General features: G+C 69.0%; 15 protein-coding genes and 1 pseudogene. 7 read left to right on the forward strand and 9 right to left on the reverse strand.

Features of this window, described 5'->3' with window-relative positions; genetic code table 11:
- Window positions 1-22 precede the first annotated feature (22 nt).
- The 4 genes and pseudogenes from rhaS to AC1DWP_RS04765 all read right to left on the reverse strand — a co-directional run.
- Window positions 23-1,009 (reverse strand): annotated as a pseudogene (gene rhaS, locus AC1DWP_RS04750) (rhamnose ABC transporter substrate-binding protein); the annotation flags it as partial.
- Window positions 1,010-1,022: 13 nt separating this feature from the next.
- A complete protein-coding gene (locus tag AC1DWP_RS04755; RefSeq protein ID WP_477613284.1) occupies window positions 1,023-2,063 on the reverse strand; it encodes an ABC transporter permease in 1,041 nt (346 codons plus the stop codon).
- On the reverse strand, window positions 2,060-3,124 hold the full coding sequence (locus AC1DWP_RS04760) for an ABC transporter permease (protein ID WP_477613285.1): 1,065 nt from the start codon (window positions 3,122-3,124) through the stop codon (window positions 2,060-2,062). Before AC1DWP_RS04760 ends, AC1DWP_RS04755 begins: the two co-directional genes overlap by 4 nt.
- Window positions 3,121-4,635, reverse strand: coding sequence for a sugar ABC transporter ATP-binding protein (locus tag AC1DWP_RS04765; RefSeq protein WP_477613286.1), 1,515 nt, complete (start codon window positions 4,633-4,635; stop codon window positions 3,121-3,123). Before AC1DWP_RS04765 ends, AC1DWP_RS04760 begins: the two co-directional genes overlap by 4 nt.
- 282 nt (window positions 4,636-4,917) lie before the next feature.
- Between AC1DWP_RS04765 and rhaI the strand changes: the two genes are divergently transcribed.
- The 7 genes from rhaI (at window position 4,918) to AC1DWP_RS04800 (ending at window position 13,581) form a co-directional block, all read left to right on the forward strand.
- Entirely contained in the window at window positions 4,918-6,084 is a 1,167-nt protein-coding gene (gene rhaI, locus AC1DWP_RS04770; RefSeq protein ID WP_477613287.1) for an L-rhamnose isomerase, read from the forward strand.
- A 52-nt stretch (window positions 6,085-6,136) separates the two neighbouring features.
- Complete coding sequence (locus AC1DWP_RS04775) at window positions 6,137-8,173, forward strand: bifunctional aldolase/short-chain dehydrogenase (RefSeq protein WP_477613288.1); 2,037 nt, start codon at window positions 6,137-6,139, stop codon at window positions 8,171-8,173.
- A gap of 3 nt (window positions 8,174-8,176) precedes the next feature.
- A complete protein-coding gene (locus AC1DWP_RS04780) occupies window positions 8,177-9,604 on the forward strand; it encodes a rhamnulokinase (protein ID WP_477613289.1) in 1,428 nt (475 codons plus the stop codon).
- Window positions 9,605-9,675: 71 nt separating this feature from the next.
- Window positions 9,676-10,707, forward strand: coding sequence for a LacI family DNA-binding transcriptional regulator (locus tag AC1DWP_RS04785; RefSeq protein ID WP_477613290.1), 1,032 nt, complete (start codon window positions 9,676-9,678; stop codon window positions 10,705-10,707).
- Window positions 10,707-11,450 carry a (Fe-S)-binding protein gene (locus AC1DWP_RS04790; RefSeq protein WP_477613291.1) on the forward strand — a complete coding sequence of 248 codons (744 nt, stop codon included), beginning with the start codon at window positions 10,707-10,709 and terminating at the stop codon, window positions 11,448-11,450. The genes AC1DWP_RS04785 and AC1DWP_RS04790 overlap by 1 nt, the downstream gene beginning before the upstream one ends.
- Window positions 11,447-12,952, forward strand: coding sequence for a lactate utilization protein B (locus tag AC1DWP_RS04795; RefSeq protein WP_477613292.1), 1,506 nt, complete (start codon window positions 11,447-11,449; stop codon window positions 12,950-12,952). Before AC1DWP_RS04790 ends, AC1DWP_RS04795 begins: the two co-directional genes overlap by 4 nt.
- Complete coding sequence (locus AC1DWP_RS04800; protein ID WP_477613293.1) at window positions 12,949-13,581, forward strand: LutC/YkgG family protein; 633 nt, start codon at window positions 12,949-12,951, stop codon at window positions 13,579-13,581. Before AC1DWP_RS04795 ends, AC1DWP_RS04800 begins: the two co-directional genes overlap by 4 nt.
- 491 nt (window positions 13,582-14,072) lie before the next feature.
- Here AC1DWP_RS04800 and AC1DWP_RS04805 read toward each other — a convergent pair whose 3' ends face one another.
- From AC1DWP_RS04805 to dnaE, 5 genes are all read right to left on the reverse strand, one after another.
- On the reverse strand, window positions 14,073-14,843 hold the full coding sequence (locus AC1DWP_RS04805) for an alpha/beta hydrolase family protein (protein WP_477613294.1): 771 nt from the start codon (window positions 14,841-14,843) through the stop codon (window positions 14,073-14,075).
- A 134-nt stretch (window positions 14,844-14,977) separates the two neighbouring features.
- Window positions 14,978-15,175 carry a hypothetical protein gene (locus AC1DWP_RS04810; protein ID WP_477613295.1) on the reverse strand — a complete coding sequence of 66 codons (198 nt, stop codon included), beginning with the start codon at window positions 15,173-15,175 and terminating at the stop codon, window positions 14,978-14,980.
- Between the two features lie 243 nt (window positions 15,176-15,418).
- Window positions 15,419-17,617, reverse strand: coding sequence for an ATP-binding SpoIIE family protein phosphatase (locus AC1DWP_RS04815; protein WP_477613296.1), 2,199 nt, complete (start codon window positions 17,615-17,617; stop codon window positions 15,419-15,421).
- Between the two features lie 71 nt (window positions 17,618-17,688).
- Window positions 17,689-19,854, reverse strand: a complete 2,166-nt coding sequence (locus AC1DWP_RS04820) for a S9 family peptidase (RefSeq protein WP_477613437.1) — start codon at window positions 19,852-19,854, stop codon at window positions 17,689-17,691.
- Window positions 19,855-19,915: 61 nt separating this feature from the next.
- Window positions 19,916-23,527 (reverse strand): DNA polymerase III subunit alpha, encoded by a 3,612-nt coding sequence (gene dnaE / locus AC1DWP_RS04825; RefSeq protein ID WP_477613297.1) that lies wholly within the window; start codon window positions 23,525-23,527, stop codon window positions 19,916-19,918.
- Window positions 23,528-23,539 lie beyond the last annotated feature (12 nt).

Raw genomic sequence — 23,539 nt, forward strand, 5'->3', positions numbered from 1 at the left:
AGTCGGSCGGGGGGCGCGAGGCGAGAACCTCACCGTTCTTGCCGACGGTGTATTCGCCGAGCTTGCCAGCGGTGAACTTGTCACCCTCCTTGCCGGTGATCTCGCCCTTGGCGAGCGAGGCGGCGGCGTAGGCGGCGAGGAATCCGAGGTCCTCGGGGTTCCAGAGGGCGAACTCCTTGACGGTGCCGTCCTTGACGTACTCGCGCATCTGGTTGGGGGTGCCCAGGCCGGTGATCGCGACCTTGCCCTTCTTGTCCGACGTGGACAGGTAGCGAGCCGCTGCCGCGATACCGACCGTCGTGGGCGACACGATGCCCTTGAGGTTGGGGTGCGACTGCAGCAGGGCTGCGGTCTTGTCGAAGCTGGCCTGGTCCTCGTCGTCGCCGTACACGACATCGACGAGCTTGATGTTGGGGTGGCTGGCCGCCAGCTCCTTCTTCATGGTTGCGATCCAGGCGTTCTGGTTGGTCGCGTTCGCACTCGCCGAGAGGACCGCGATCTCCCCGGTGTCACCGATGAGCTTGGAGACCATGTCGACCTGCACCTTCGCGATGCCGTCAGCGTTCGCCTGGTTGACGAAGATGTCCCGGTACTGCGGGTCGGTGTCCGAGTCGAAGGTCACGACCTTCGTGCCGGCCTTCTTGGCCTGGTCGAGGGCGTCACCGATGGCCTTCGGGTCGTTGGCCGAGATGACGATGGCGCTGGCGTGCTGCTGGGCAGCCGTGTTGATGTACTGGACCTGCGCGTCCGGACTCGCGGCCTGCGGCCCCACCTCTTGGAAGGTGCCCTTGAGCTCCTCGACGGCCTTCTTGCCGCCGGCGTCGCTCGTCTCGAAGTAGGGGTTGCCGAGGTTCTTGGGGATGAAGGTGACACTGAGCTTCGTGGATGAGGCCGACCCAGACGTGCCTGCGTCTCCGGGGGTATCGGCCTTGCCGCAGGCGGTGAGCGCCAGCGCTGTGGTGGCAATCGTCGCGACGACGGCCGCGAACTGCCTTGAACGGTTCTTCATGGAGGTTCCTTCTCTAGAGGGCTGACGACTGTTGGGCTGTCCTGGGGCCAAGGCCCGTCTTGCTTCGCCTGGCAGCGACGGTGGAGAACCACGCCAGGACACTTGTGGAGATCACCGAGGCCACGAGAAGCACGCCGATGATGATGCTGATGACGTTCACCGTCACGTTCTGAAGTCGGAGGGCGCTGGACAGTGCGCCGATGAGCAGGACGCCGGCGATGACGCCGTGCAGCTTGCCCTTCCCTCCGAAGATGGAGACGCCACCCAGGAGGACTGCGGCGATGACCTGGAGCTCCAGGCCGGTGGCGTTGTCACCGCGAGCACTGCCGAAGCGCAACGTGTAGTAGACCCCTGTGAACGCCGACACGGCTCCGGCGAGCACGAACAGGAGGAACTTCGTCCGTGGGACGTTCACCCCGGTGAACCGGGCGGCCTCCTCGTTGAGTCCGGTGTCGTAGACCCCTCGGCCGAAGGGCGAGAAGTGCAGCAGGAGCACAAACCCGAGGGCCAGGAGGAGGAACGGAACGATGATGAGCGGGACGCCGGTGCTGCCGATCTCCGCGGTGGCGAGGTCACGCGAGGACGCGGGGAAGTCGGTGACGGCGGTGGTCCCGAGCAGGCCGACCGCGAGTCCCCGGTACAACGCCAGCGTTCCGATCGTCACCGCCAGGGACGGGAGGCCGACGTACGCGACGAGGAAGCCGTTGACTGCTCCACACACGGCGCCGGCCACCAATGCGACGAGGGCTGCCAGAGCCAGTGGGACGCCTGCTTGGTAGAGGACTCCGACGAGGACGCTGCTCAACCCCACGACGCTGGCGACGGAGAGGTCGATCTCCCCGGTGATGATGACGAGGGTCATCGGGAGGGCGATGAGAAGCAGAGGTGCCACGTCGAGCAGCAGGTAGGTCATGGTGAGCTTCGACCCGAAATAGGGGACGTTGGAGTACGCGTACATCACGACGAGCACCAGGAGGGCGACGATCGCCATCTCGCGGGTGAGCAGGATCCGTTGCCACAGCGGCTTGGACCAGGCCTTGTAGGTGCGGGTCATGACTCATCCCTCGCTTCGATCAGGAGACGGGCTCGCCGTGCCGCGAGAACGCGGTCCAGCACGATGGCGCTGAGGATGAGGCCACCGACGACTGCCCTCTGCCAGAAGTCGGGGATCCCGAGGATGGGGAGGGCGCGGTTGATCGTGACCAGAAGGAGCGCTCCGATGGCCGCGCCCCAGACCGATCCACTGCCACCGAAGATGGCCACTCCCCCGATGACGACGGCGGCCACGGCTTGCAGCTCGATGCCGGTGCCGGCGTCCGAGCTGACGGTGCCGTAACGGGCGGCGAAGACGACACCGGCCAGGCCGGCGAGGGCTCCACTGACCGCGAACGCCCCGATGACCCGACGTCGCACGTTGAGCCCGTAGAGGACGGCCGCATCCGGGTCGGAGCCGATCGCGTAGAGCTCCCGGCCGCCGCGCGCCGTGTGCAGGTAATAGCCGGCAGCGGCCACCACGAGGACAGCGACGATGAAGAGCACAGGGATGGAGAGGATCTGCTGCGTCCCGAGCTTGAGGAACTGTGGCGGCATGTCGGACGCGTTGATGCGGGTTGCCCCGGCCCACGTCAGCACAACGCCTCGGTAGATGTAGAGCGTTCCCAGCGTGATGACGAGGGCGGGCACCTTGCCGAACCCGACAAGGACGCCGTTGACCAGACCCAGCAGGCACCCGACCACGACCCCCGCCGCGACCACGGCGACGATCGAGAGTCCGGGGTTGTCCACGAACAGTCGTCCGGTCAGGTAGGCGGTCAGTCCGAGGACGGAGCCGACGGACAGGTCCACGTTGCGGGTGATGATGACCACTGCCTGGCCCGCCGCGAGCAGCAGGAGGATGGCGGGGGTGAGGAGCAGGTCGCGCCAACCGTTGCCGCTGAACAAGAAGCTGGGGGTCTTGGCGGTGGCTGCCGCGATGACGACCAGCAGCACGAGGAAGATCGAGAACTCGCGGGACCTGAAGAGCGTGTTGACCGCGCGCTGGCGCGGAGTGAGGTGGCTGGGCTGGACGAGCGCCTCGAGGACGTGGTCCTGCGTCGTCGACGTGGTCTCGCTCATCGCTGGAGCTCCAGGCTGTGGGTGGCGGCGCGCATGACGTTCTCCGGAGTCGCGTCCTCGCGGGGGATGTCGGCCGTGATCCGGCCCTCGCACACGACGAGGACCCGATCGGCCATCCCGAGCACCTCGGGCAGCTCGGAGGAGATCATGAGGATGGCCAGTCCCTCCCCGGCCAGCTCGGACAGGAGCCGGTGGACCTCGGCCTTGGTGCCGACGTCGATACCGCGGGTCGGCTCGTCGATGATGAGCAGCGACGGCTTGGTCGCCAGCCACTTGGCGATGACGACCTTCTGCTGGTTCCCGCCGCTCATCGTGCTCGCGTTCATGTCGAGGGCACCGGTCTTGACCTCGAGCCGGTCTGCCCACGGCGTGGCCGCGCGGTTCTCCAAGGCCCTGGTGAGCAGGCCACCTTTGGTCAGCGTGTGCCGAATGACGGCGGCCACGTTGTGCGTCACGGATGCCTGGGTCACCAGGCCCTGCTGACGGCGGTCCTCGGGGATGAAGGCCAGGCCGGCACGGATCGCTGAACGCGGGTCCTTGGCCGGGAGCGCACGGCCGTTGAGCGTGACCGTCCCAGAGTCGTAGCCGTCGACGCCGAAAACGGCCCGTGCGATCTCGCTGCGTCCCGCGCCGACCAGGCCCGCGAGGCCGACGATCTCGCCGGCCCTGACCTCGAAGGTCACGTCGTGGAAGACCCCGGCCGAGTTGAGTCCCGAAACCTTCAGCACGGGCTCGCCGATCACCGCGGGCGTCTTGGGGAACAGGTCGGTCACCTCGCGACCGACCATGAGGGAGACCATCTCGTCGACACTCGTCTCCGAGATCGCACGCGTCCCGATGTACTCGCCGTCCCGCATCACCGTGACCTGGTCACACAGGTCGAAGACCTCGTCGAAGCGGTGGGAGATGAAGACCAGTGCGCGACCCTCGTCCCTCAGTCGCCGAGCCACGGTGAAGAGACGCCTGACCTCGACCCCGCTCAGCGCCGCCGTCGGCTCGTCCATGATGAGGAGCCGCGCATCCACCGAGATCGCCTTGGCGATCTCGATGATCTGCTGGTCCGCGATGGACAGCCCACGAGCCGGCCGGCGTGGGTCGATCTCTACACCGAGGCCGGCGAAGAGCTCCTTGGCCTCTTGGAACATGGCCGCGCGGTCGATGCGCCGACCGCGCCCGACGGGCTGCCGTCCCATGAAGATGTTCTCGGTCACGGAGAGGTCTGGGAAGAGGGTCGGCTCCTGGTAGATGACCGCCACGCCGGCGGCCTTGGACTCCGCGGTGGAACCGAAGTCCACCGGTTCGCCGCCGAGCAGGAAGTCGCCCGCGTCCCGCCGGTGGACCCCGGCGACCACCTTGACGAGCGTCGACTTGCCCGCCCCGTTCTCCCCCACCAGCGCGTGGATCGACCCACCGCTCACCCGAAGGCTCCCTGAACGCAGCGCAACGACCGGCCCGAAGGACTTCGATACGTCGCGCAGGTCGAGGACCGGGTCCTCACGATGTTCGCCCACGGCGGCCACCCCTCCTCTTTGAAAGGTTTCAATATGCCGAAGGTAGCGTTACTCGATCACGACGTCAAGGGTCTTGTGCCCTCGAGAAGGAACAGTCCAGCTCCGCGGCGCCCCACGCCCCTATTTACGCGTCGCTCATGCGACAGATGCAGCCCCAGAGCCGGGACAACAGCACCCGCCAGGCGCTTGTGCGTAGCCCACGAAGTCGCTATGGTCTGGCTGAACCGCTTCATTCCGGCCTTTCATTCGCGCTACAACGATCGACATTCAACGGAGAGCGTCATGGTCAACTTCGGCGACATCGCGGGTCAGCTCGCGCAGCAGGCGATCGAGCTGCCCTCGTGGGCGTTCGGCAACTCGGGAACGCGGTTCAAGGTCTTCAGCACCCCAGGGACGCCACGCACCATCGAGGAAAAGCTCGCCGACGCCGCCCAGGTGCACGCCCTCACCGGACTGGCGCCGTCGGTGGCCCTGCACATCCCGTGGGACCGGGTGGACGACTACGAGAAGCTGGGCCGATACGCCGGCGACCTGGGCCTGCGGCTGGGCACGATCAACTCCAACACGTTCCAGGACGACGACTACAAGTTCGGCAGCCTCACCCACGTCGACGAGCGCATCCGCGCCAAGGCGATCGCCCACCAACTGGAGTGCATCGACGTCATGGATGCGACCGGCAGCCGCGACCTCAAGATCTGGCTCCCCGACGGGACGAACTACCCGGGCCAAGGCGACCTGCGCGACCGTCAGGACCGCCTCGCCGACTCCCTTCAGCAGGTGTACGACAGGCTCGGCGAGCACCAGAGGCTGGTCTTGGAGTACAAGTTCTTCGAGCCGGCCTTCTACGCCATGGATGTGCCGGACTGGGGCACCTCGCTCGTCCACTGCCTTGCCCTGGGCGAGCGCGCCACCGTGTGTCTGGACACCGGCCACCACGCCCCCGGCACGAACATCGAGTTCATCGTGGCTCAGCTCCTGCGGCTCGGGCGCCTGGGTTCCTTCGACTTCAACTCGCGGTTCTACGCCGACGACGACCTCATCGTCGGCGCTGCCGACCCGTTCCAGCTCTTCCGGATCATCTACGAGGTGGTCCGCGGTGGCGGGTACGGCGAGGGCAGCGAGGTGGCCTTCATGCTCGACCAGTGCCACAACGTCGAGGAGAAGATCCCCGGCCAGATCCGTTCCGTCCTCAACGTGCAGGAGATGACCGCCCGAGCCCTGCTGGTCGACCGCGACGCGCTGCGCGAGGCGGAGCGTGCGGGTGACGTACTCGGGGCCAACGGCATCCTCATGGACGCCTTCTACACCGACGTCCGACCCGACCTCGCCGACTGGCGGGCCAGCCGGGGAATTCCGGCAGACCCCATGAAGGCCTACGCCGGCACCGGCTACCAGGACCGGATCGCCGCCGACCGCGTCGGTGGCACCCAATCCGGCTGGGGCGCCTGACCTCTCGTCCTCCCACAACACCGCGACCGACCACCGAACCACAAGGACCCCGATGACCAACCCCGCCGTCTCCGACCTGATCGCCCGCTCCAACCGCCTGGGCGCCGACCCGAGGAACACCAACTACGCGGGTGGCAACACCTCCGCCAAGGGCACCGAGACCGACCCAGTGACCGGCGAGCAGGTCGAGCTGCTCTGGGTCAAGGGCTCCGGTGGCGACCTCGGCACGCTCAAGGAGTCCGGCCTGGCCGTGCTACGGCTCGACCGCATGCGTTCCCTCGCCGACGTCTACCCGGGTGTCGACCGCGAGGACGAGATGGTCGCCGCCTTCGACTACTGCCTGCACGGCAAGGGCGGCGCCGCCCCGTCGATCGACACGGCCATGCACGGTCTGGTCGATGCGGCTCACGTGGACCACCTCCACCCCGACAGTGGCATCGCCATCGCGACGGCCAAGGACGGGGAGCAGCTCACCAAGGAGATCTTCGGCGACAAGGTGGTCTGGGTGCCCTGGCGCCGTCCCGGCTTCCAGCTCGGCCTCGACATCGCCGCGATCAAGAAGGCGAACCCTCAGGCGGTCGGCACCATCCTCGGTGGCCACGGCGTGACCGCATGGGGCGACACGAGCGAAGCGGCCGAAGCCAACTCGCTGTGGATCATCCAGACCGCCGAGGCCTACCTCAGCACGCACGGCAAGGCCGAGCCCTTCGGCGCCCAGGTGCCCGGGTATGCCGCCCTCCCGGAGTCCGAGCGCCGCGCCAAGGCCGCAGCCCTCGCCCCCCACCTGCGCGCGGTCGCGTCCCAGGACAAGGCGATGGTCGGCCACTTCAGCGACACCGACGTCGTCCTGGAGTTCCTGGCCAGCGAGAAGCTCGCCCCGCTGGCCGAGCTCGGCACCTCCTGCCCCGACCACTTCCTGCGCACCAAGGTCAAGCCCCTGGTCGTCGACCTCCCCTCCAGCGCCACCACCGAGGAGATCGTCACCCGCCTGGCCGAGCTGCACACGGCATACCGCGAGGAGTACCAGGGCTACTACGACCGCAACGCCACCCCCGACTCCCCCGCGATCCGCGGCGCCGACCCCGCCATCGTCCTCGTGCCCGGGGTGGGGATGTTCTCCTACGGCAAGGACAAGCAGACCGCCCGCGTCGCCGGCGAGTTCTACACCAACGCCATCAACGTCATGCGCGGCGCCGAGGCGGTCTCCACCTACTCCCCCATCGACGAGTCCGAGAAGTTCCGCATCGAGTACTGGGCGCTGGAGGAAGCCAAGCTCCAGCGCATGCCCAAGCCCCGCTCCCACGCCGGGCGCATCGCGCTCGTCACAGGGGCGGCGTCCGGCATCGGCAAGGCCATCGCGACCCGGCTCGCCGCCGAAGGAGCCTGCGTCGTCATCGCCGACCTCGACCTCGACAAGGCGCAGGCAGCCGCGGCCGAGATCGGCGGCACCGACGTCGCCGTGGGCGTCCAGGCGAACGTCACCGACGCAGATGCCGTCCAGGCCGCCGTCGACGCCACGCTGCTCGCCTTCGGCGGCATCGACCTGCTCGTCAACAACGCCGGCCTGTCGATCTCCAAACCGCTGCTCGAGACCACCGAGGCAGACTGGGACCTGCAGCACGACGTCATGGCCAAGGGCAGCTTCCTCGCCTCCAAGTCCGCCGCCGCCGCGATGATCGCCCAGAAGCTCGGTGGCGACATCCTCTACATCTCCTCCAAGAACTCGGTCTTCGCCGGCCCCAACAACATCGCCTACTCCGCGGTCAAGGCCGACCAGGCCCACCAGGTGAGGCTCCTAGCCGCAGAGCTCGGCGAGCACGGCATCAAGGTCAACGGCATCAACCCCGACGGGGTGGTCCGCGGCAGCGGCATCTTCGCGGGCGGGTGGGGCGCCAAGCGCGCCGAGGTCTACGGGGTCCCGGAGGAGGAGCTGGGCGCCTACTACGCCAAGCGCACCCTGCTCGGCCGCGAGGTGCTTCCCGAGCACGTGGCCAACGCAGCCGCTGTCCTGACTTCCGACGAGCTCAGCCACACCACCGGCCTGCACATCCCCGTCGACTCCGGCGTCGCCAACGCCTTCCTGCGCTAGACCATGGCAGCCAGGGTGTTCGGCGCCGTCGACATCGGCGCCTCCGGCGGCCGGGTCATGGCCGGCGTCGTCGACCCGGCCAGCGGCCGGACCCAACTGCACACCCTGCATCGCTTTGCCAACGGAGCGGCGATGCAGGGTGGTCATCTGCGGTGGAACCTCACCGGGCTCTTCGACGAGGTCCTCACCGGGCTGACCGAGCTGGCTGCCCAGTTCCCCGACGTCGAGTCCATCGGCATCGACACGTGGGCCGTCGACTACGGGCTACTCGATGCTGATGGGCACTTGCTCGCCGAACCCATCTCGTACCGCGACGGCCGCACCGAGGCCGTTCTGGACGAGGTGCACGCCCGGGCCAGTCCCGAACAGCTGTATGCCATCAACGGGCTGCAGCACCTTCCGTTCACCACCATCTACCAGCTCGCTGCGGAGCGGCACTCGCAGCTGTGGGACAGGGCCGCACACGTCGTCCTGCTTCCCGACCTGATTGCCTACTGGCTCACAGGGGAGCTGGCGACCGAGGTGACCAACGCCTCCACCACGGGTCTGCTCGACGTGCGTACTGGCGCCTGGTCGACTGAGCTGCTCGATCTCCTGGGGCTTCCGGCGACCGCCCTGCCACCACTGCAGCACCCCGGCCTGACGAGGGGACGGCTTCGACCAGAGGTGCTCGTAGCCACGGGGCTCTCAGCGAGCACGGTCGTCACCACAGTGGGCTCGCACGACACCGCGTCCGCCGTCGTCGCGGTGCCAGCGACGGACGAGGGCTTCGCGTACGTGTCCAGTGGGACGTGGTCGCTGGTGGGGATCGAGCTCGACAAGCCGGTGCTCACGGTGGAGAGCCAACGCGCGAACTTCACCAACGAGGGCGGTGTCGACGGTCGAACCCGCTTCTTGCGCAACGTCGGCGGCCTATGGTTGCTGCAGGAGTCCATTCGTCACTGGCAGTCCTCGGGACTGGCCGTCGACCTGGACTCGCTCCTCACCGAGGCGGAGACCCTGGCGCCCCACGGGCCCGTCGTGAACGTCGACGACGACCAGTTCCTCCCGCCCGGTGACATGCCTGCACGCATCACCGACGCAGCGGCGCGCAACGGCCACGAGGCGCCCCGGACGCCCGCTGCCATCGCGCGGTGCATCCTCGACTCGCTCGCCACGGCATACGCGCGCACCGTCCACCAAGCCGTTGACCTCGCGGGCCGTGATGTCGGCACCATCCACATCGTCGGCGGCGGCAGCCAGAACCGGCTCCTCTGCCAGCTCACGGCCGACCTCTCCGGCGTCCCGGTGACCGGCGGCCCGGTCGAGGCGACGGCGCTGGGCAACGTGCTCGTGCAGGCCCGGGCCCACGGGGCGGCGCCGCGGTCCTTGGAAGAGATCCGGGCGACCCTTGCTCGCACCGAGGGCATACAGCACTACTGGCCCTCGTGACCTCGAGCGTGTGTCAGACGCAGTAAGGACGGAGAGCCGCACGGTACGTTGCAACCCCGAAGGGAGGTCACATGGCATCAGTCAGCATCAAGGACGTCGCAACCCTGGCGGGCGTGTCCGTCGGCACGGTCTCCAACGTGCTGAACCGCCCATCCTCCGTCCGCCCCACCACGCGGGCCAAGGTCGAGTCGGCCATCGCCCAGCTCGGTTTCGTGCCCAACGCGTCGGCTCGACAGCTGGCCGCCGGGCGGAGCCGGACCCTCGCCTACCTCGTCCTTGACGCGTCCAACCCCTTCTTCACCGATGTCGCCAGGGGGATCGAGGAGGTCGCGAAAGCGGAGGGCCTCGCGCTGTTCATCTGTAACAGCGACCAGGACGCCGACCGGGAGGACCACTACCTCGAACAGCTCACGGAGCTGCGCGTGCGCGGAGTGCTCATCACCGCCATGGACTACGCCAATCCCAGACTGCGCCGACTGCGCGATGCCGGCGTTCCCGTCGTCCTCGTCGACCGGGCACCGGCCTCCTCGGACGACTGGTGTTCCGTCGGCGTCGACGACCTCGCCGGAGGCGAGCTCGCCGTCAGCCACCTGCTCGAGGCCGGTCACCGACGGATCGCCTACGTCGGCGGTCCGGCCGAGATCCCCCAGGTCGCCGACCGCCACAGCGGCGCGCTCAAGGCCGTCGCCGACGCGGGTCTGGAGGAAAAGACCCTGACCTGGATCCGAACGGACGGTCTGACCATCGCCGAGGGTCGTCGGGCGGGCGAAAAGCTCCTCGGGCTGTCAGGGAGCCGACGCCCCACCGGCGTGTTCTGCGCCAACGACCTGCTGGCACTGGGGTTGCTCCAGCACCTGACCCAGAGCGGGGTCCGGGTTCCCGACGACCTTGCGATCGTCGGGTACGACGACATCGAGTACGCCGCCGCCGCTGCGGTGCCACTGACCTCGGTGGCGCAGCCTCGCCAGCTGCTCGGGCGTACCGCTGCCCGACTGCTGCTGGATGAGGCCGAGCGGGGCGATGACCACCAGCATGAACACGTGGTCTTCCAGCCCGAGCTCGTGGCCCGCGCCTCCACTGCTGCCGCCCGCAGGAGCGCCTGATGAAGATCGCGCTGTTCGTCACGTGCCTCGGAGACGTTCTCTTCCCGGACGTGGGTCGCGCCACGGTCACGGTGCTCGAGAGGCTCGGTCACGAGGTCGTCTTCCCCCAGGCCCAGACCTGCTGCGGCCAGATGCACACCAACACCGGCTACCAGCGTGACGCGGTGGGTCTGGTCCGCCACCACGTCGACGTCTTCGAGCAGGCCCTCGCGGACGGCTGCGAAGCTGTCGTAGCCCCTTCCGGGTCGTGCGCCGGCTCGGTGCGCCACCAGCACGCCGCGATCGCGCGACGCGGCGGGGACGAGGCGCTCGCCGTGCGAGCGGAGGCGGTCGCGGCGAAGACCTTCGAGCTATCGCAGCTGCTCGTCGACGTGCTGGGTGTGACCGATGTCGGGGCCTCCTACCCGCACCGGGTGACCTACCACCCCACCTGTCACTCCCTGCGCCTGCTGGGAGTCGGCGAAGCCCCGTTGCACCTGCTGCGCGCGGTGCGCGGCATCGACCTGGTCGAGCTGCCCGCCGCCGACGTGTGCTGTGGCTTCGGGGGCACCTTCTCGGTCAAGAACGCCGAGACCTCCACCGCCATGCTCGCCGACAAGATGTCCTCCGTCCTCACGACCAAGGCCGAGGTCGTCACCGCCGGTGACTCCTCCTGCCTCATGCACATCGGCGGCGGCCTCTCCCGCCTCAAGACGGGCGTACGCCCGGTGCACCTCGCCGAGATCCTGGCGAGCACCGCATGAGCACCTTCCTCGGCATGCCGGGTGGCCGGGTGCGCGGCCCCGCCGCCGACACCGCCGTGGGCCACCTGACCGGCGACCGGTCGTTTCCCGCCGAGGCCCGAGACGCGCTGGCCAACACTCAGCTGAGGCGCAACCTCGCCCACGCCACCTCCACCATCCGGGCCAAGCGGGCCAGCGTGGTGGCCGAGGTGCCGGACTGGGAGGCCCTGCGCGACGCCGGCTCCGCGATCAAGGCCGACACGATGGCCCGGTTGCCCGAGCTGCTCGAACAGCTCGAGGCCAACGTCATCGCAAGGGGCGGCACCGTCCACTGGGCGCGCGACGCCGCCGAGGCCAACCGCATCGTGACCGACCTCGTCCGTGCCACGGGAGCCCACGAGGTCGTCAAGGTCAAGTCGATGGCCACCCAGGAGATCGGGCTCAACGAGGCCCTCGAGGCCGCAGGCATCACCGCCCACGAGACCGACCTGGCCGAGCTGATCGTCCAGCTCGGCCACGACAAGCCGTCGCACATCCTCGTCCCGGCGATCCACCGCGGGCGGGCCGAGATCCGCGAGATCTTCGCCCGCGAGATGCCCGGCGTCGACCCGGACCTGACTGACGAGCCGGCGGTGCTCGCGGCCGCGGCCCGGACCCACCTGCGCGAGGTGTTCCTGAGGGCTCGGGTCGCGGTCTCCGGCGCGAACTTCGGGGTCGCCGAGACCGGCACGCTCACCGTGGTCGAGTCCGAGGGCAACGGGCGGATGTGCCTCACGCTGCCCGAAACCCTGATCACGGTGATGGGGATCGAGAAGGTCGTCCCGACCTGGCGCGACCTCGAGGTCTTCCTCCAGCTCCTGCCCCGCTCCTCCACCGGCGAGCGGATGAACCCCTACACCTCCACCTGGACCGGGGTCACCCCCGGCGACGGACCCCAGGAGTTCCACCTGGTCCTGCTCGACAACGGCCGCACCCGCGCGCTCGCCGACGAGCTGGGACGTACCGCTCTGCACTGCATCCGTTGCTCGGCCTGCCTCAACGTGTGCCCGGTCTACGAACGCACCGGCGGCCACGCCTACGGCTCGGTCTACCCCGGCCCGATCGGCGCCATCCTGACGCCGCTGCTGACCGGCCTGACCGGCGGAGACGACCCCAACGACTCGCTGCCGTACGCCTCCTCGCTCTGTGGGGCGTGCTACGACGTGTGCCCGGTGAAGATCAACATCCCCGACATGCTCGTCCAGCTGCGCGCCGAGCACACCGAGGCCCATGCCGACAACCACCGACTCCCCAGCCCCGAGGCCGCCGTCATGAAGGCCGCCGCCTGGGCGATGGCCGACGAACGGCGTTTCGCGAAGGCGGGACGCGCCGCGGCGCTGGCACGACACGGCATACGAAAAGGAAAGACCCTCATCCCACTCCCTCCGCCACTGAGCGGGTGGACCGCCTCGCGCGACGCACCCAGCCCGCCCGCCGAGTCCTTCCGCGACTGGTGGACCCGCACCCGTGGGAGCTCGTCGTGACCGCCCGCGAGGAGGTGCTGGCCCGCATCCGCGGCGCCCTCGGCGAGGACCCGTCAGCACCGCCGGTGACTCGCACCTACCGCACGCAGGGCGCGTATGCCGCCGGCGCACCTGAGCTCGTCCTCCAGCTCGTCGACCGGCTCGAGGACTACAAGGCCACCGTCGTCCGCGTCGGCGCGGACGACGACGACTCCATCGGACAGGCGGTCGCGAACGCGTTGGCCTCCCTCGAGATCGGACAGGCCGTCACTCCTGCCGGCACACCGCGCGAGTGGACCTCGTGGCTGGCCGACGTCGTCGTGGACGACGGATCCCTGGACGCCAGAGCGCTCGACCGCATCCCCGCGGTCGTCACCGGGTCCGTGGTCGCGATCTCCGAGACCGGCACCATCGTCCTCGACGCCGGGCCCCTCTGCGGGCGCCGCGCCATCACCCTGGTCCCCGATACCCACGTCTGCGTCGTCCGGACGGCCGACATCGTGCAGACGGTTCCCGAGGGATTGGGCCGGGTGGACCCGAGGGCCCCACTCACCTTCATCAGTGGACCCTCGGCGACGAGCGACATCGAGCTGGACCGCGTCGAAGGTGTCCACGGGCCCCGCACCCTGGTCGTCGTCCTGGCCGGCTGATCCCGCCACCGGGCCCACACCGGGCCCACACCGGGGACCCACACGCCGGGGACCCTCAGGGTGGGGACCATCGCCGAAAGGGCCGAATCAACCATGATGCCTCCTCCCGATGGGTGGGCAAATGGCTCAAACTGACTATGGTCTGAAGGGCTCACCGCGAGGAATCTTGGTGCGGGGAAGAGAGGTGCCTACGCAACAGGGGGCCAGGGGGCGTAGGCACCTCTCACCACGTCTCAGGGTCGTGCCTCAGGGTCGTGTGGCCCGAGATTTCCTGCGCCCCGAGCAGCGCGTGGGGTTCGCGCGGAAGCGCTCGGCACCTGACGCGGCCCACGCCGTCAAGTCGGTCGAGGCCCGAGGGCTCGTCCTCCCGGAGGGGCACAAACCGCTCGATCAGTCGCTGCCACATGTCCGGTCCGTCCTTTCCGTCGATGGCCGAGCTGGCTCGGTGACAGGAACAACGAGGACGAGGGTGCCGAGGTCACGGGGCGTCGTCACCGCTCCACCAGGTAGGGGTCGGCCCACGCGCTGATGATCCGGGCCGCCCGCTTGGCCTGGTTCCTGCCGGTGAGCAGGTGGTCGGCGCCTTCGAGTGACACGAAGCTGCGTGGGTGCCGAGCGGCCCGGAAGATCTCGCTCGCGTTCGCGATGCCCACGGTGTTGTCGGTCGGGGAGTGCATCACCAGGAGTGCCCGGCGCAGGGTCCTGATCTGCTCGCGCAGGTCCACCGCCCGGACGTCCTCGATGAAGTGCCGGCGCAGGACGAGCGCCTTGCCACCGATCAGGAACGGAGCCTCCCCGTCGGCCAGGATCCGCTCCACGAGGGCGTCGTAGTTGTGCTCCACGTGCCCTGGTTCGTACGGCGCTCCGATGCTCGCCACCGCGCGCACGGACTCGAGGTGGTGGGCCGCCGCGATCACCGCCGCGCCCCCGAAGGAGTGCCCCACCAGGAGCCGCACCTGGCGACCGGACTCGTTCATGAACCGCACCGCCTGGGCGGTGTCCGCGACCTTGTGCGAGAACGACCCGGCGCCCCAGTCACCCTCGGAGTCACCGAGCCCGAGGTTGTCGAACCGCAGCATCCCGATGCCCTCGAGGGCCAGCTGCTTGCAGATCCGGCTGGCCGCGGGGCTGTTCTTGCCCAAGGTGAAGCCGTGGGAAAAGACGCCCCAACCCCGGACCGGCCCATCGGGCTGGTCGATGACGCCGGCAAGGCGCGGTCCGCTGGTACTGGGGAACCACACCGACTCGGGCACGGTGCCCATGCTCTCAAACTCCCGAGGGACCGCGCCGCGCTGCTCGGGGCGTGAGAACATCGACGGGCCAAGCAACGAGAGGGTCAGAGTCCCGGCACCAACCGGTTCGGCGAGCCGCCGGCCACGGTGCACTGACCGGGACCTCAGGAGGTCAGGGGGCTGATCCGTCCCTCGTACGCCGTGCGGATGTGGCTGACGGGCGCCGCGGCAGCACCGACGCGACGGGGCAGCGCAGGAGCCGAGTCGTTCGAGGTGCCCACACCGTCACGTCGGTCCAGCGACGAGACGTCCTCGTCCATGAGGGGGACGAACCGTTCGAGCAGCCGTTGCCACATATCCATCGACCCTTCACCGTTCAGGACGAGCACTCGTCCGGGCGATCCTTCTGACGCGCAGCATGAACGATGCCGCAGGCAAGGCGTTGGCGGCGCGCCGGTGCGGGCGGTCTCGTTCGTTGGTCACCGAGCGATGTCCGAACGGACGATCGGCCACTCCCGACCAAATCGGGACGAGTCCGGCTGGTCCGGGCCACGGAGTCGTACGAACCTCACCCGCGGCCCGGAGCCGGCCCGCGCGTGGGCGGATCAGCCGGCCCAACCCTGGGCGGTGGACTGCGCCCCCACCAGCTCGACGGCCACCTCGAACCAGACGGTGGATCCGGCCGAGGTCCGGTGGGCTCCGAAGGCGTCGGCGATGGCGCGCACGAGCGACAGGCCCCGGCCGCGGACTGCCATGGGCTCCGCGCCGGTCAACAGCGGCTCGCCCCTGTTGCCACTGTCGGCGACGGTCACGGCCAGGATCCCGGTGTCGAGGTCCATGGTGAGGTGTGACTCGGTCCCGGCATGCAGGACGGCGTTGGTGATGAGCTCGGAGATCCCGGTGACGACGGTGTGCTGGTCCCCGTCGCCGACGTTCCAGTCGGTCAGCTGCTCGCGCGCCCAGTCCCGAGCGGCACGCACGGACTCCGGCATGGGTGGGACGACGATCGCGGCCCGCCGGTGCCCCGCCGGTGAGCGGCCGACGGCAAGCACTGCGCAGTCATCCTCCTGGCCGGACGTCTGCAGCATCGAGTCCATGACGTGCTGCGCCACACTGCGCGGGCTGCCGGGCGGCATGTCGGACAACACCTCCAGCAGCCGGGCCTCGCCCTCGTCGAAGGCCTCACCGCGCCGCTCGAGAAGGCCGTCCGTGAAGCAGACCAGCATGTCGCCGACGCCGAGGGTGAGGTGGTGTGCCGGCCGTACCCCTTCGATCCCCAGCGGCGGACCGACGGGCACCGTCAACAGCATCGCCCGCGACTGACCCTCCTCGCGGGAGGCATGGCCGAAGAGCAGTGCCGGGAGCGGGTGGCCTGCGCTGGCCAGCACGACGTCGCCCGTCTCGGGGTCGACCGTGCCGTAGAGCATCGTCACGAACAGCTCGCCACCGAAGGCCATCCCCGGTCTGGCCCGGGGCGAGCCGAGCGGCATCGACGCCGGCCACAGGGCGTCCAGGTCCCAGACGACACGGTCGAGGGCGTTCATGACCGAGGCCGGCTCGCTGTTGGTCAGGGCCGCGCCCCGCACGGCGGCGCGCACCTGGCCCATGACCGTGGCTGCCATGACGCCCCGCCCGACGACGTCTCCGATGACCACGGCCAGCCGGCCATCCGGGAGGAAGAACGAGTCGTAGAAGTCTCCGCCGGCCACCGTCCCCTCCGACACCGGCTCGTAGCGAGCGGCGATGCTGATCGCGTCGGACTGCGGCAGGTTGGGGGGCAGCAGCGTGCGTTGGAGGAGCTCTGCCGTGGTGCGCTCGGCGTCATAGACGACGGCCCGACCCAGGGCATCCCCCACGAGCTCACGGAAAGGCGCGAGCACCGCCATGACGTCGTGCGGCACGGGAGCGGCCTCGCGCTGGATGACGAGCGCCGAGTCCCTTCCGCCCGCCTTGGTCGGCACGGCCACGATCTCGCCGTTGTCGGACAGGTAGGGCTCGCCGCGCGCGATCGCCTGGGCGATGGTCGCCGACATGTCCTCCCCGAGCTCGGACCAGATCAGCGGCAAGCGCTCCTCGTCGGGCGAGAGCTGCTCGATCCGGTGGCGTCGCGCCATCCGCCACGAGGCCGGCCCCGGCGACGGCAGGCAGATCGAGACGGACAGCCCGTCGAAGGCCACCATCGCCTGGCGCAGGACCACCTTGCACACGTCGTCCACGGTGACTGCGACAGCGAGCTGGGCGGCGAGCTTCGCGACGGCGCGCGCCCGCCCGATGGCACTGGTGGTCTCGACGATGACGTGCAGGACCGCCAGCACGCTCCCGTCCTCGGCCAGGACCGGCGACCCGCTCCGCAGGAAGTAGCCGACGTCGGTCCCGTCGTCCGGCCCCTCCTGGGACCCGTCTCGGGACCCACCCTGGGACCCGGTGCCGTGGCCGGCAACCGACCCTCGCCCGCGGTCCAGCCGCAGCTCGCTGCCCTCGTCGAGGAACGACTCGCCCTCGGCAAAGGTGCGCTCCAGCAGCGGACCCACCCTGGGGTCGTCCCAGATCTCCGCGACCACCGTGCGCGCAGACTGTCCGAACGCCGACGGGTGCTTGCTGCCCAAGAGGTCGCGGAAGGCGTCGTTGTAGAGCATGGTGAGGTCGGCTCCACACAGCAGCGCCACCGGCAGCGGACACTCCAGGGCGATCTCCCAGGCGGCCTCGAGCTGCGGTGGCCACAGCGACCGAGCCCCGAGAGGCGTGGCGGCCCAGTCGCTGTGGGCAGCAAGACGACGCGCCTCCCGCGTTCGGCCCTCACCCACGCATTCCGCCTCTGTCCGACCTGGATCGCTCTATCCGAAAGGGTAGGGCCCCCACCGGTGCTGAGACACGGTCATTTCAGACTGAATCGGGAGTTCCTCGTCACGGCGTCCACCTGGTCGATGAGGAAAGCCCACTCCCAGGCCACCTGCCGCCACGCGTCATAGCGCCCACTCTTGCCCCCGTGGCCCGCGACCATCTCGGTGCGCAGCAGCACGGGGCGCTGGGCTGGGTCACTCGTCGTGGCTTCCCTCAGGCGGGCAACCCACTTCGCCGGTTCTGTGAAGAACACCCGCGTGTCGTTGAGCGACGTGGTGGCGAGGACCGCCGGGTATGCCGCGTGCTGCACGTTCTCGTACGGCGAGTAGGACTTCATGTAGCCGTAGACCTCGGGGTCGGCCAGCGGGTTGCCCCACTCCTCCCACTCCACCACCGTCAGCGGCAGCGAGGGGTCGAGGATCGTGGTGAGGGCGTCGACGAAAGGGACGGCGGCGTGCACGGCACGGAAGCGAGCGGGCGCAAGGTTCACCGCTGCACCGATGAGCAGGCCACCAGCCGAACCGCCTTCTGCCACCAGTCGATCCGGTGCCACCCAGCCGCTCTCGACGAGGTGCTCAGCACAGCTGACGAAGTCGGTGAAGGTGTTCTTCTTGGTCGCGAGCTTTCCTTCGTCGTACCACGCCCGTCCGAGCTCGCCACCCCCGCGAACGTGCGCGATGGCATAGACGAAGCCGCGTTCGAGCAGCGACAGCCGGGCCACCGAGAAGTAGGGGTCGGACGAGATCTCGTACGAGCCGTAGGCCGTGAGCAGCCCCGGGTGGGCTCCGTCGGGTCGGGTGCCGGCGGGGTAGACCAGCGACAGCGGCACCTTGGTGCCGTCCGCCGCGGTCGCCCACTCGCGCCGCTGCTCGTACTGCGTCGGGTCGTAGTCGCCGAGTACTGGCTGTCGCTTGAGCAGCTCGAACTCTCGGCTGACGACGTCGTAGTCGTAGACCGTCTTGGGCGTCACCATCGACTCGAAGACGACCTGCAGCCTCGTCGAGGCGCTCTCGGGGTTGTCGCCGAGCCCGACCGAGTAGACCGGCTCGTCGAACTGCAGGTCGTGGTGCCCGGCGAAGCCCGACGCCTGAGCCGGGTCGCGGTCGAGGACCCGCAGGGCGGTCAGCCCGTCCCTGCGCAGCGACAGCACTGCCACGTCGTCGAAGGCGTCGATGCCCTGGAACCGCTCCCCCCGCTCGGCCCGCATCAGGGTCTGCCACTGGTCGGCCGAGGTGGCATCGAGCGGGGCCCAGGCCAGGTCGGAGTCGATCGAGTCCGCGTTGTGCACGATCAGCAGGCGGTCTCCTGCGGGCTCCACGTCGTACTCGACACCCTCGCACCGGGGCGCGACGACGCGGAACTCGCCCGTCGGGTCGGCTGCGTCGAGGATCCGGACCTCCGACGTCGTCTTCGAACCCAGGCCGATCATCAGCCAGCGGTCGTCCCGGGAGGACCCGACGCCCATCCAGAAGCGTTCGTCCTCCTCATGGTGGACGAGGACGTCAGCGGCCGTGGGAGTACCGACCTCGTGTCGCCAGACCTGGTGGGGGCGCCAGGTCTCGTCGACCCGCGTGTAGAAGAGGTGCTGGCCGTCGAGCGAGAACACACACCCGTAACCCACCTCGTCGACCGCAGTGTCGATGACGTCGCCCGTGCGAAGGTCCTTGACCCGCAAGGCGAACCGCTCGTCGCCCTCGGTGTCCACGGCATACGCGAGGCGCTGGTGGTCCGGGCTCACCGTGAGCGCCCCGAGTGCGAAGAAGTCGTGCCCCGCCGCCTCGGCGTTCGCGTCGAGCAGGATCTGTTCGCCCTCGACCTCGGAGCCGGGCTCGGGCATCGGTCGCGGCGCGCCCTCGACCCTCGGGGCGCGGCACTCGACGGTGTACTGCGAGCCCTCGAAGCTGCGGGAGTAGTACCACCAGGGGCCGCTCGCGACCGGGACCGAGAGGTCGGTCTCCTGGGTGCGGGAGCGGATCTCCTCGAAGATCGCGTCGCGCAGTGGCTGCAGGTCGGCGGTCACCGCCTCGGCGTAGGCGTTCTCCGCCTCGAGGTGCGCGCGCACCGCCGGGTCCTCCTTGTCACGCAGCCACTCGTAGGGGTCGACGACGACGTCACCGTGGTGTTCCCGCGTGCTCTCGCGCTGCTCCGCCCGAGGGGGGGCCGGGGCGGGTCCCGTCGGCACAGGCGTCCCACTCACCATGGGCGCGGTGGTTGGTGGGGTTGCCTCAGGCGTGGTCACGCTCGCACCCTACGTGGTGGCCTCAGCCGGCCAGGCAGCGCGGGCCGAGGATCACCTTGAGGTCGCCGAAGAGCGCCTCCGTGGCGTTGACCCGGTAGGAGTCCTCGAGCTTCATCAGGACCGAGCGACCGGGTTGGCTCAGTCGGACGTGGACCTCGGTGGAGCCGGGGTGCGACGACAGCACCGACTTCAGCTCCTCGACCTTGGTCTGGGTCGCCCGGTTGGTGTCGATGGTGACCACGACTGGGCCCCGCGGCCCCTCTGAGATGTCGGGCAGCGTCAGGTCGGACGCGAAGATGGTCGGGGTGTCGTCGCGCCGGTTCACCCGGCCCTTGACGACGACGACGGCGTCGTGGGTGAGCGCATGCTGGACCGTGAGGTAGGCGCTCGGGAAGAAGAGGCACTCGATCGCGCCCTCGAGGTCCTCGACCGTGACGATCGCCCAGAGGTCGCCCTTCTTGGTGCGCTTGACCTGCAGGCCGGTGATCAGCCCGGCGATCGTGACGTTGGCTCCCTCGGGCTTGCCGTCCTCCCCCATCAGGCTCGCGATGGAGGTGTCGGCATGGGAGCTGAGCACGTGCTCGATGCCGAACAGCGGGTGGTCGGACACGTAGAGACCCAGCATCTCGCGCTCGAACTGCAGGAGGGTCTTCTTGTCCCACTCGACGCTGGGAATGGTGGGTAGCACGGAGAAGTCGACGGACTCCCCTGCTGCATCGTCGCCGAAGGACCCGAACAGCGAGTCCTGGCCGATCGCCTCCTGGCGCTTGATGTCGACGAAGTTGTCCACGAAGTCCTCGTGCACGCGGTAGAGCCCTTGGCGTGACTCCTGCAGCCCGTCGAAGGCGCCGGCCTTGATCAGCGACTCGATGGTGCGCTTGTTGCAGACCACGGCCGGGCACTTGGACAGGAAGTCCTTGAACGAGGTGAAGGCGCCCTTCTCCTCGCGCGCGGCCACGATCGCCTCGACGACGTTGTGGCCGACGTTGCGGATCGCCTGCATGCCGAAGCGGATGTCGGTGCCGACCGCGGCAAAGCGAGCCACCGAGTCGTTGACGTCCGGGGGCAGCACCTTGATGCCCATCCGGCGGCACTCACCGAGGTAAAGGGCGGACTTGTCCTTGTCGTCGCCCACGCTGGTCAGCAGGGCAGCCATGTACTCGGCCGGGTAGTTGGCCTTGAGGTACCCGGTCCAGTAGGACACCAGGCCGTAGGCGGCGGTGTGCGCCTTGTTGAACGCGTAGTCCGAGAACGGCACGAGGACGCCCCACAGTGCCGCGATCGAGGCCTCGTTGAACCCCTTGGCCTTCATGCCCTGGGAGAACGGGACGTACTCCGCGTCGAGGACTTCCTTCTTCTTCTTGCCCATCGCGCGACGCAGCAGGTCGGCGTTGCCGAGGGTGTAGCCGGCCAGCTTCTGGGCGATCTCCATGACCTGCTCCTGGTAGATCACCAGGCCGTAGGTGGTGCCGAGGATCGGGAGGAGGGCGTCGACCATCTCCTGCTGGAGCTTGCCCGCCAGCTGGGGGTCGAGCGGCGTCAGCTCCTGCTTGCCGTTCTTGCGCAGGGCGAAGTTGGTGTGGGCGTTGACCCCCATCGGACCGGGTCGGTAGAGCGCGAGGGCCGCGGAGATGTCCTCGAAGTTGTCTGGCTGCATCAGCTTGAGCAGCGTGCGCATGCCGCCGCCGTCGAGCTGGAAGACCCCGAGGGTGTCGCCGCGCGCCAGCAGGTCGAACGTGGCCTTGTCGGTCATGTCCTTGGACAGCGCGTCGAGGTCGATCTCCTCGCCACGGTTGGCCACCACGTTGTCGATGGCGTCGTCGAGGATGGTGAGGTTGCGCAGGCCGAGGAAGTCCATCTTGACCAGCCCGAGCGCCTCACAGCTCGGGTAGTCGAACTGGGTGATGACCTGGCCGTCTTGCAGCCGCCGCATGATCGGGATGACGTCGATGAGCGGCTCGCTCGACATGATCACGCCGGCGGCGTGCACCCCCCACTGCCGCTTGAGCCCCTCAAGGCCGAGCGCGGTGTCGACGATCTCCTTGAAGTGCGGCTCGGTCTCGACGAGCGTGCGGAAGTCGCCGCCCTCGTTGTAGCGCTTGTGCTCCTTGTTGTAGATCTCGGCCAGTGGCACGCCCTTGCCCATGACGTCGGGCGGCATCGCCTTGGTGAGCTGCTCCCCCACGACGAACGGGTGGCCCATCACCCGGGCGGCGTCCTTGACGGCCTGCTTGGCCTTGATGGTGCCGTAGGTGACGATCTGGGCGACGCGGTCGGCGCCGTACTTGTCCGTCACGTACTTGATGACCTCACCGCGTCGGCGCTCGTCGAAGTCGACGTCGAAGTCAGGCAGCGAGGGTCGCTCGGGGTTGAGGAACCGCTCGAAGATCAGGCCGTGCGGGATCGGGTCGAGGTCGGTGATCTTCATGGCGTACGCGCACATCGACCCCGCACCCGAGCCACGACCGGGACCGACCCGGATGCCGTTCTCCTTGGCCCAGTTGATGAAGTCGGCGACGACGAGGAAGTAGCCGGCATAGCCCTTGGAGACGATGACGTCGGTCTCGAAAGCGGCCTGCTTGGTGGCGTAGTCGGGGACCCCGCCCGGGAACCGCTCGACCAGCCCTCGCTGGACCTCCTTGATGAACCACGACTCCTCGTTCTCCCCTGGGGGGCAAGGGAAACGGGGCATGTAGCGGCCCTCGTCCTCGGTGAACGAGATGTCGCACATCTCTGCGATGAGCAGGGTGTTGTCGCACGCCTCGGGCAGCTCGCGCCAGGTGTGGCGCATCTCGGCCGGGCTCTTGAGGTAGAAGTCGTCGGCGTCGAACTTGAACCGGTTGGGGTCCATCAGGGTCGAGCCGGACTGGACGCAGAGCAGGGCGGAGTGCGCCTTGGCGTCCTCGCGCGTCGTGTAGTGCAGGTCGTTGGTCGCGACCAGGGGCAGACCGAGCTCGCGGGCCAGGCGCAACAGGTCCTTCTGCACCCGCCGCTCGATGTCGAGGCCGTGGTCCATCAGCTCGGCGAAGTAGTAGTCCTTGCCGAAGATGTCGCGGAAGTCAGACGCCGCCTGCAGCGCCTCGCGGTACTGGCCGAGGCGAAGGCGGGTCTGCACCTCGCCCGACGGACACCCGGTCGTCGCGATGAGCCCCTGGCCGTACTGGCCCAGCAGCTCGCGGTCGATGCGCGGCCACTTGGCGTAGACCTGGTCGAGGCTGGCCTGGGAGTCGAGCCGGAAGAGGTTGTGCAGGCCGTTGTTGTTGCGGGCCAGCAGCGTCATGTGGGTGTAGGCACCCGACCCGGAGACGTCGTCGCCGCCCTGGTGGTCCTCGCCCCACTTGACCCTCGTCTTGTCGGTGCGGTGGGTGCCCGGCGTGACGTAGGCCTCCACCCCGATGATCGGCTTGACGCCCGTTCCCTGGGCCTTCTTCCAGAACTCGTAGGCCCCGAAGACGTACCCGTGGTCCGTCGTGGCCAGGGCCGGCATCTCCATCTCCGCGGCCTTGGTGAACAGGTCACCGATCCGCGCCGCGCCATCGAGCATGGAGTACTCGGTGTGCACGTGGAGGTGGACGAACGAGTCGTTGCCGCTCGAGGTGGTGGAAGAGGCGCGGGAGCCGGGCTGGGAGGACATCGAGACGATCCT

This window comes from Pedococcus sp. P2_F6 (genome assembly GCF_056403675.1).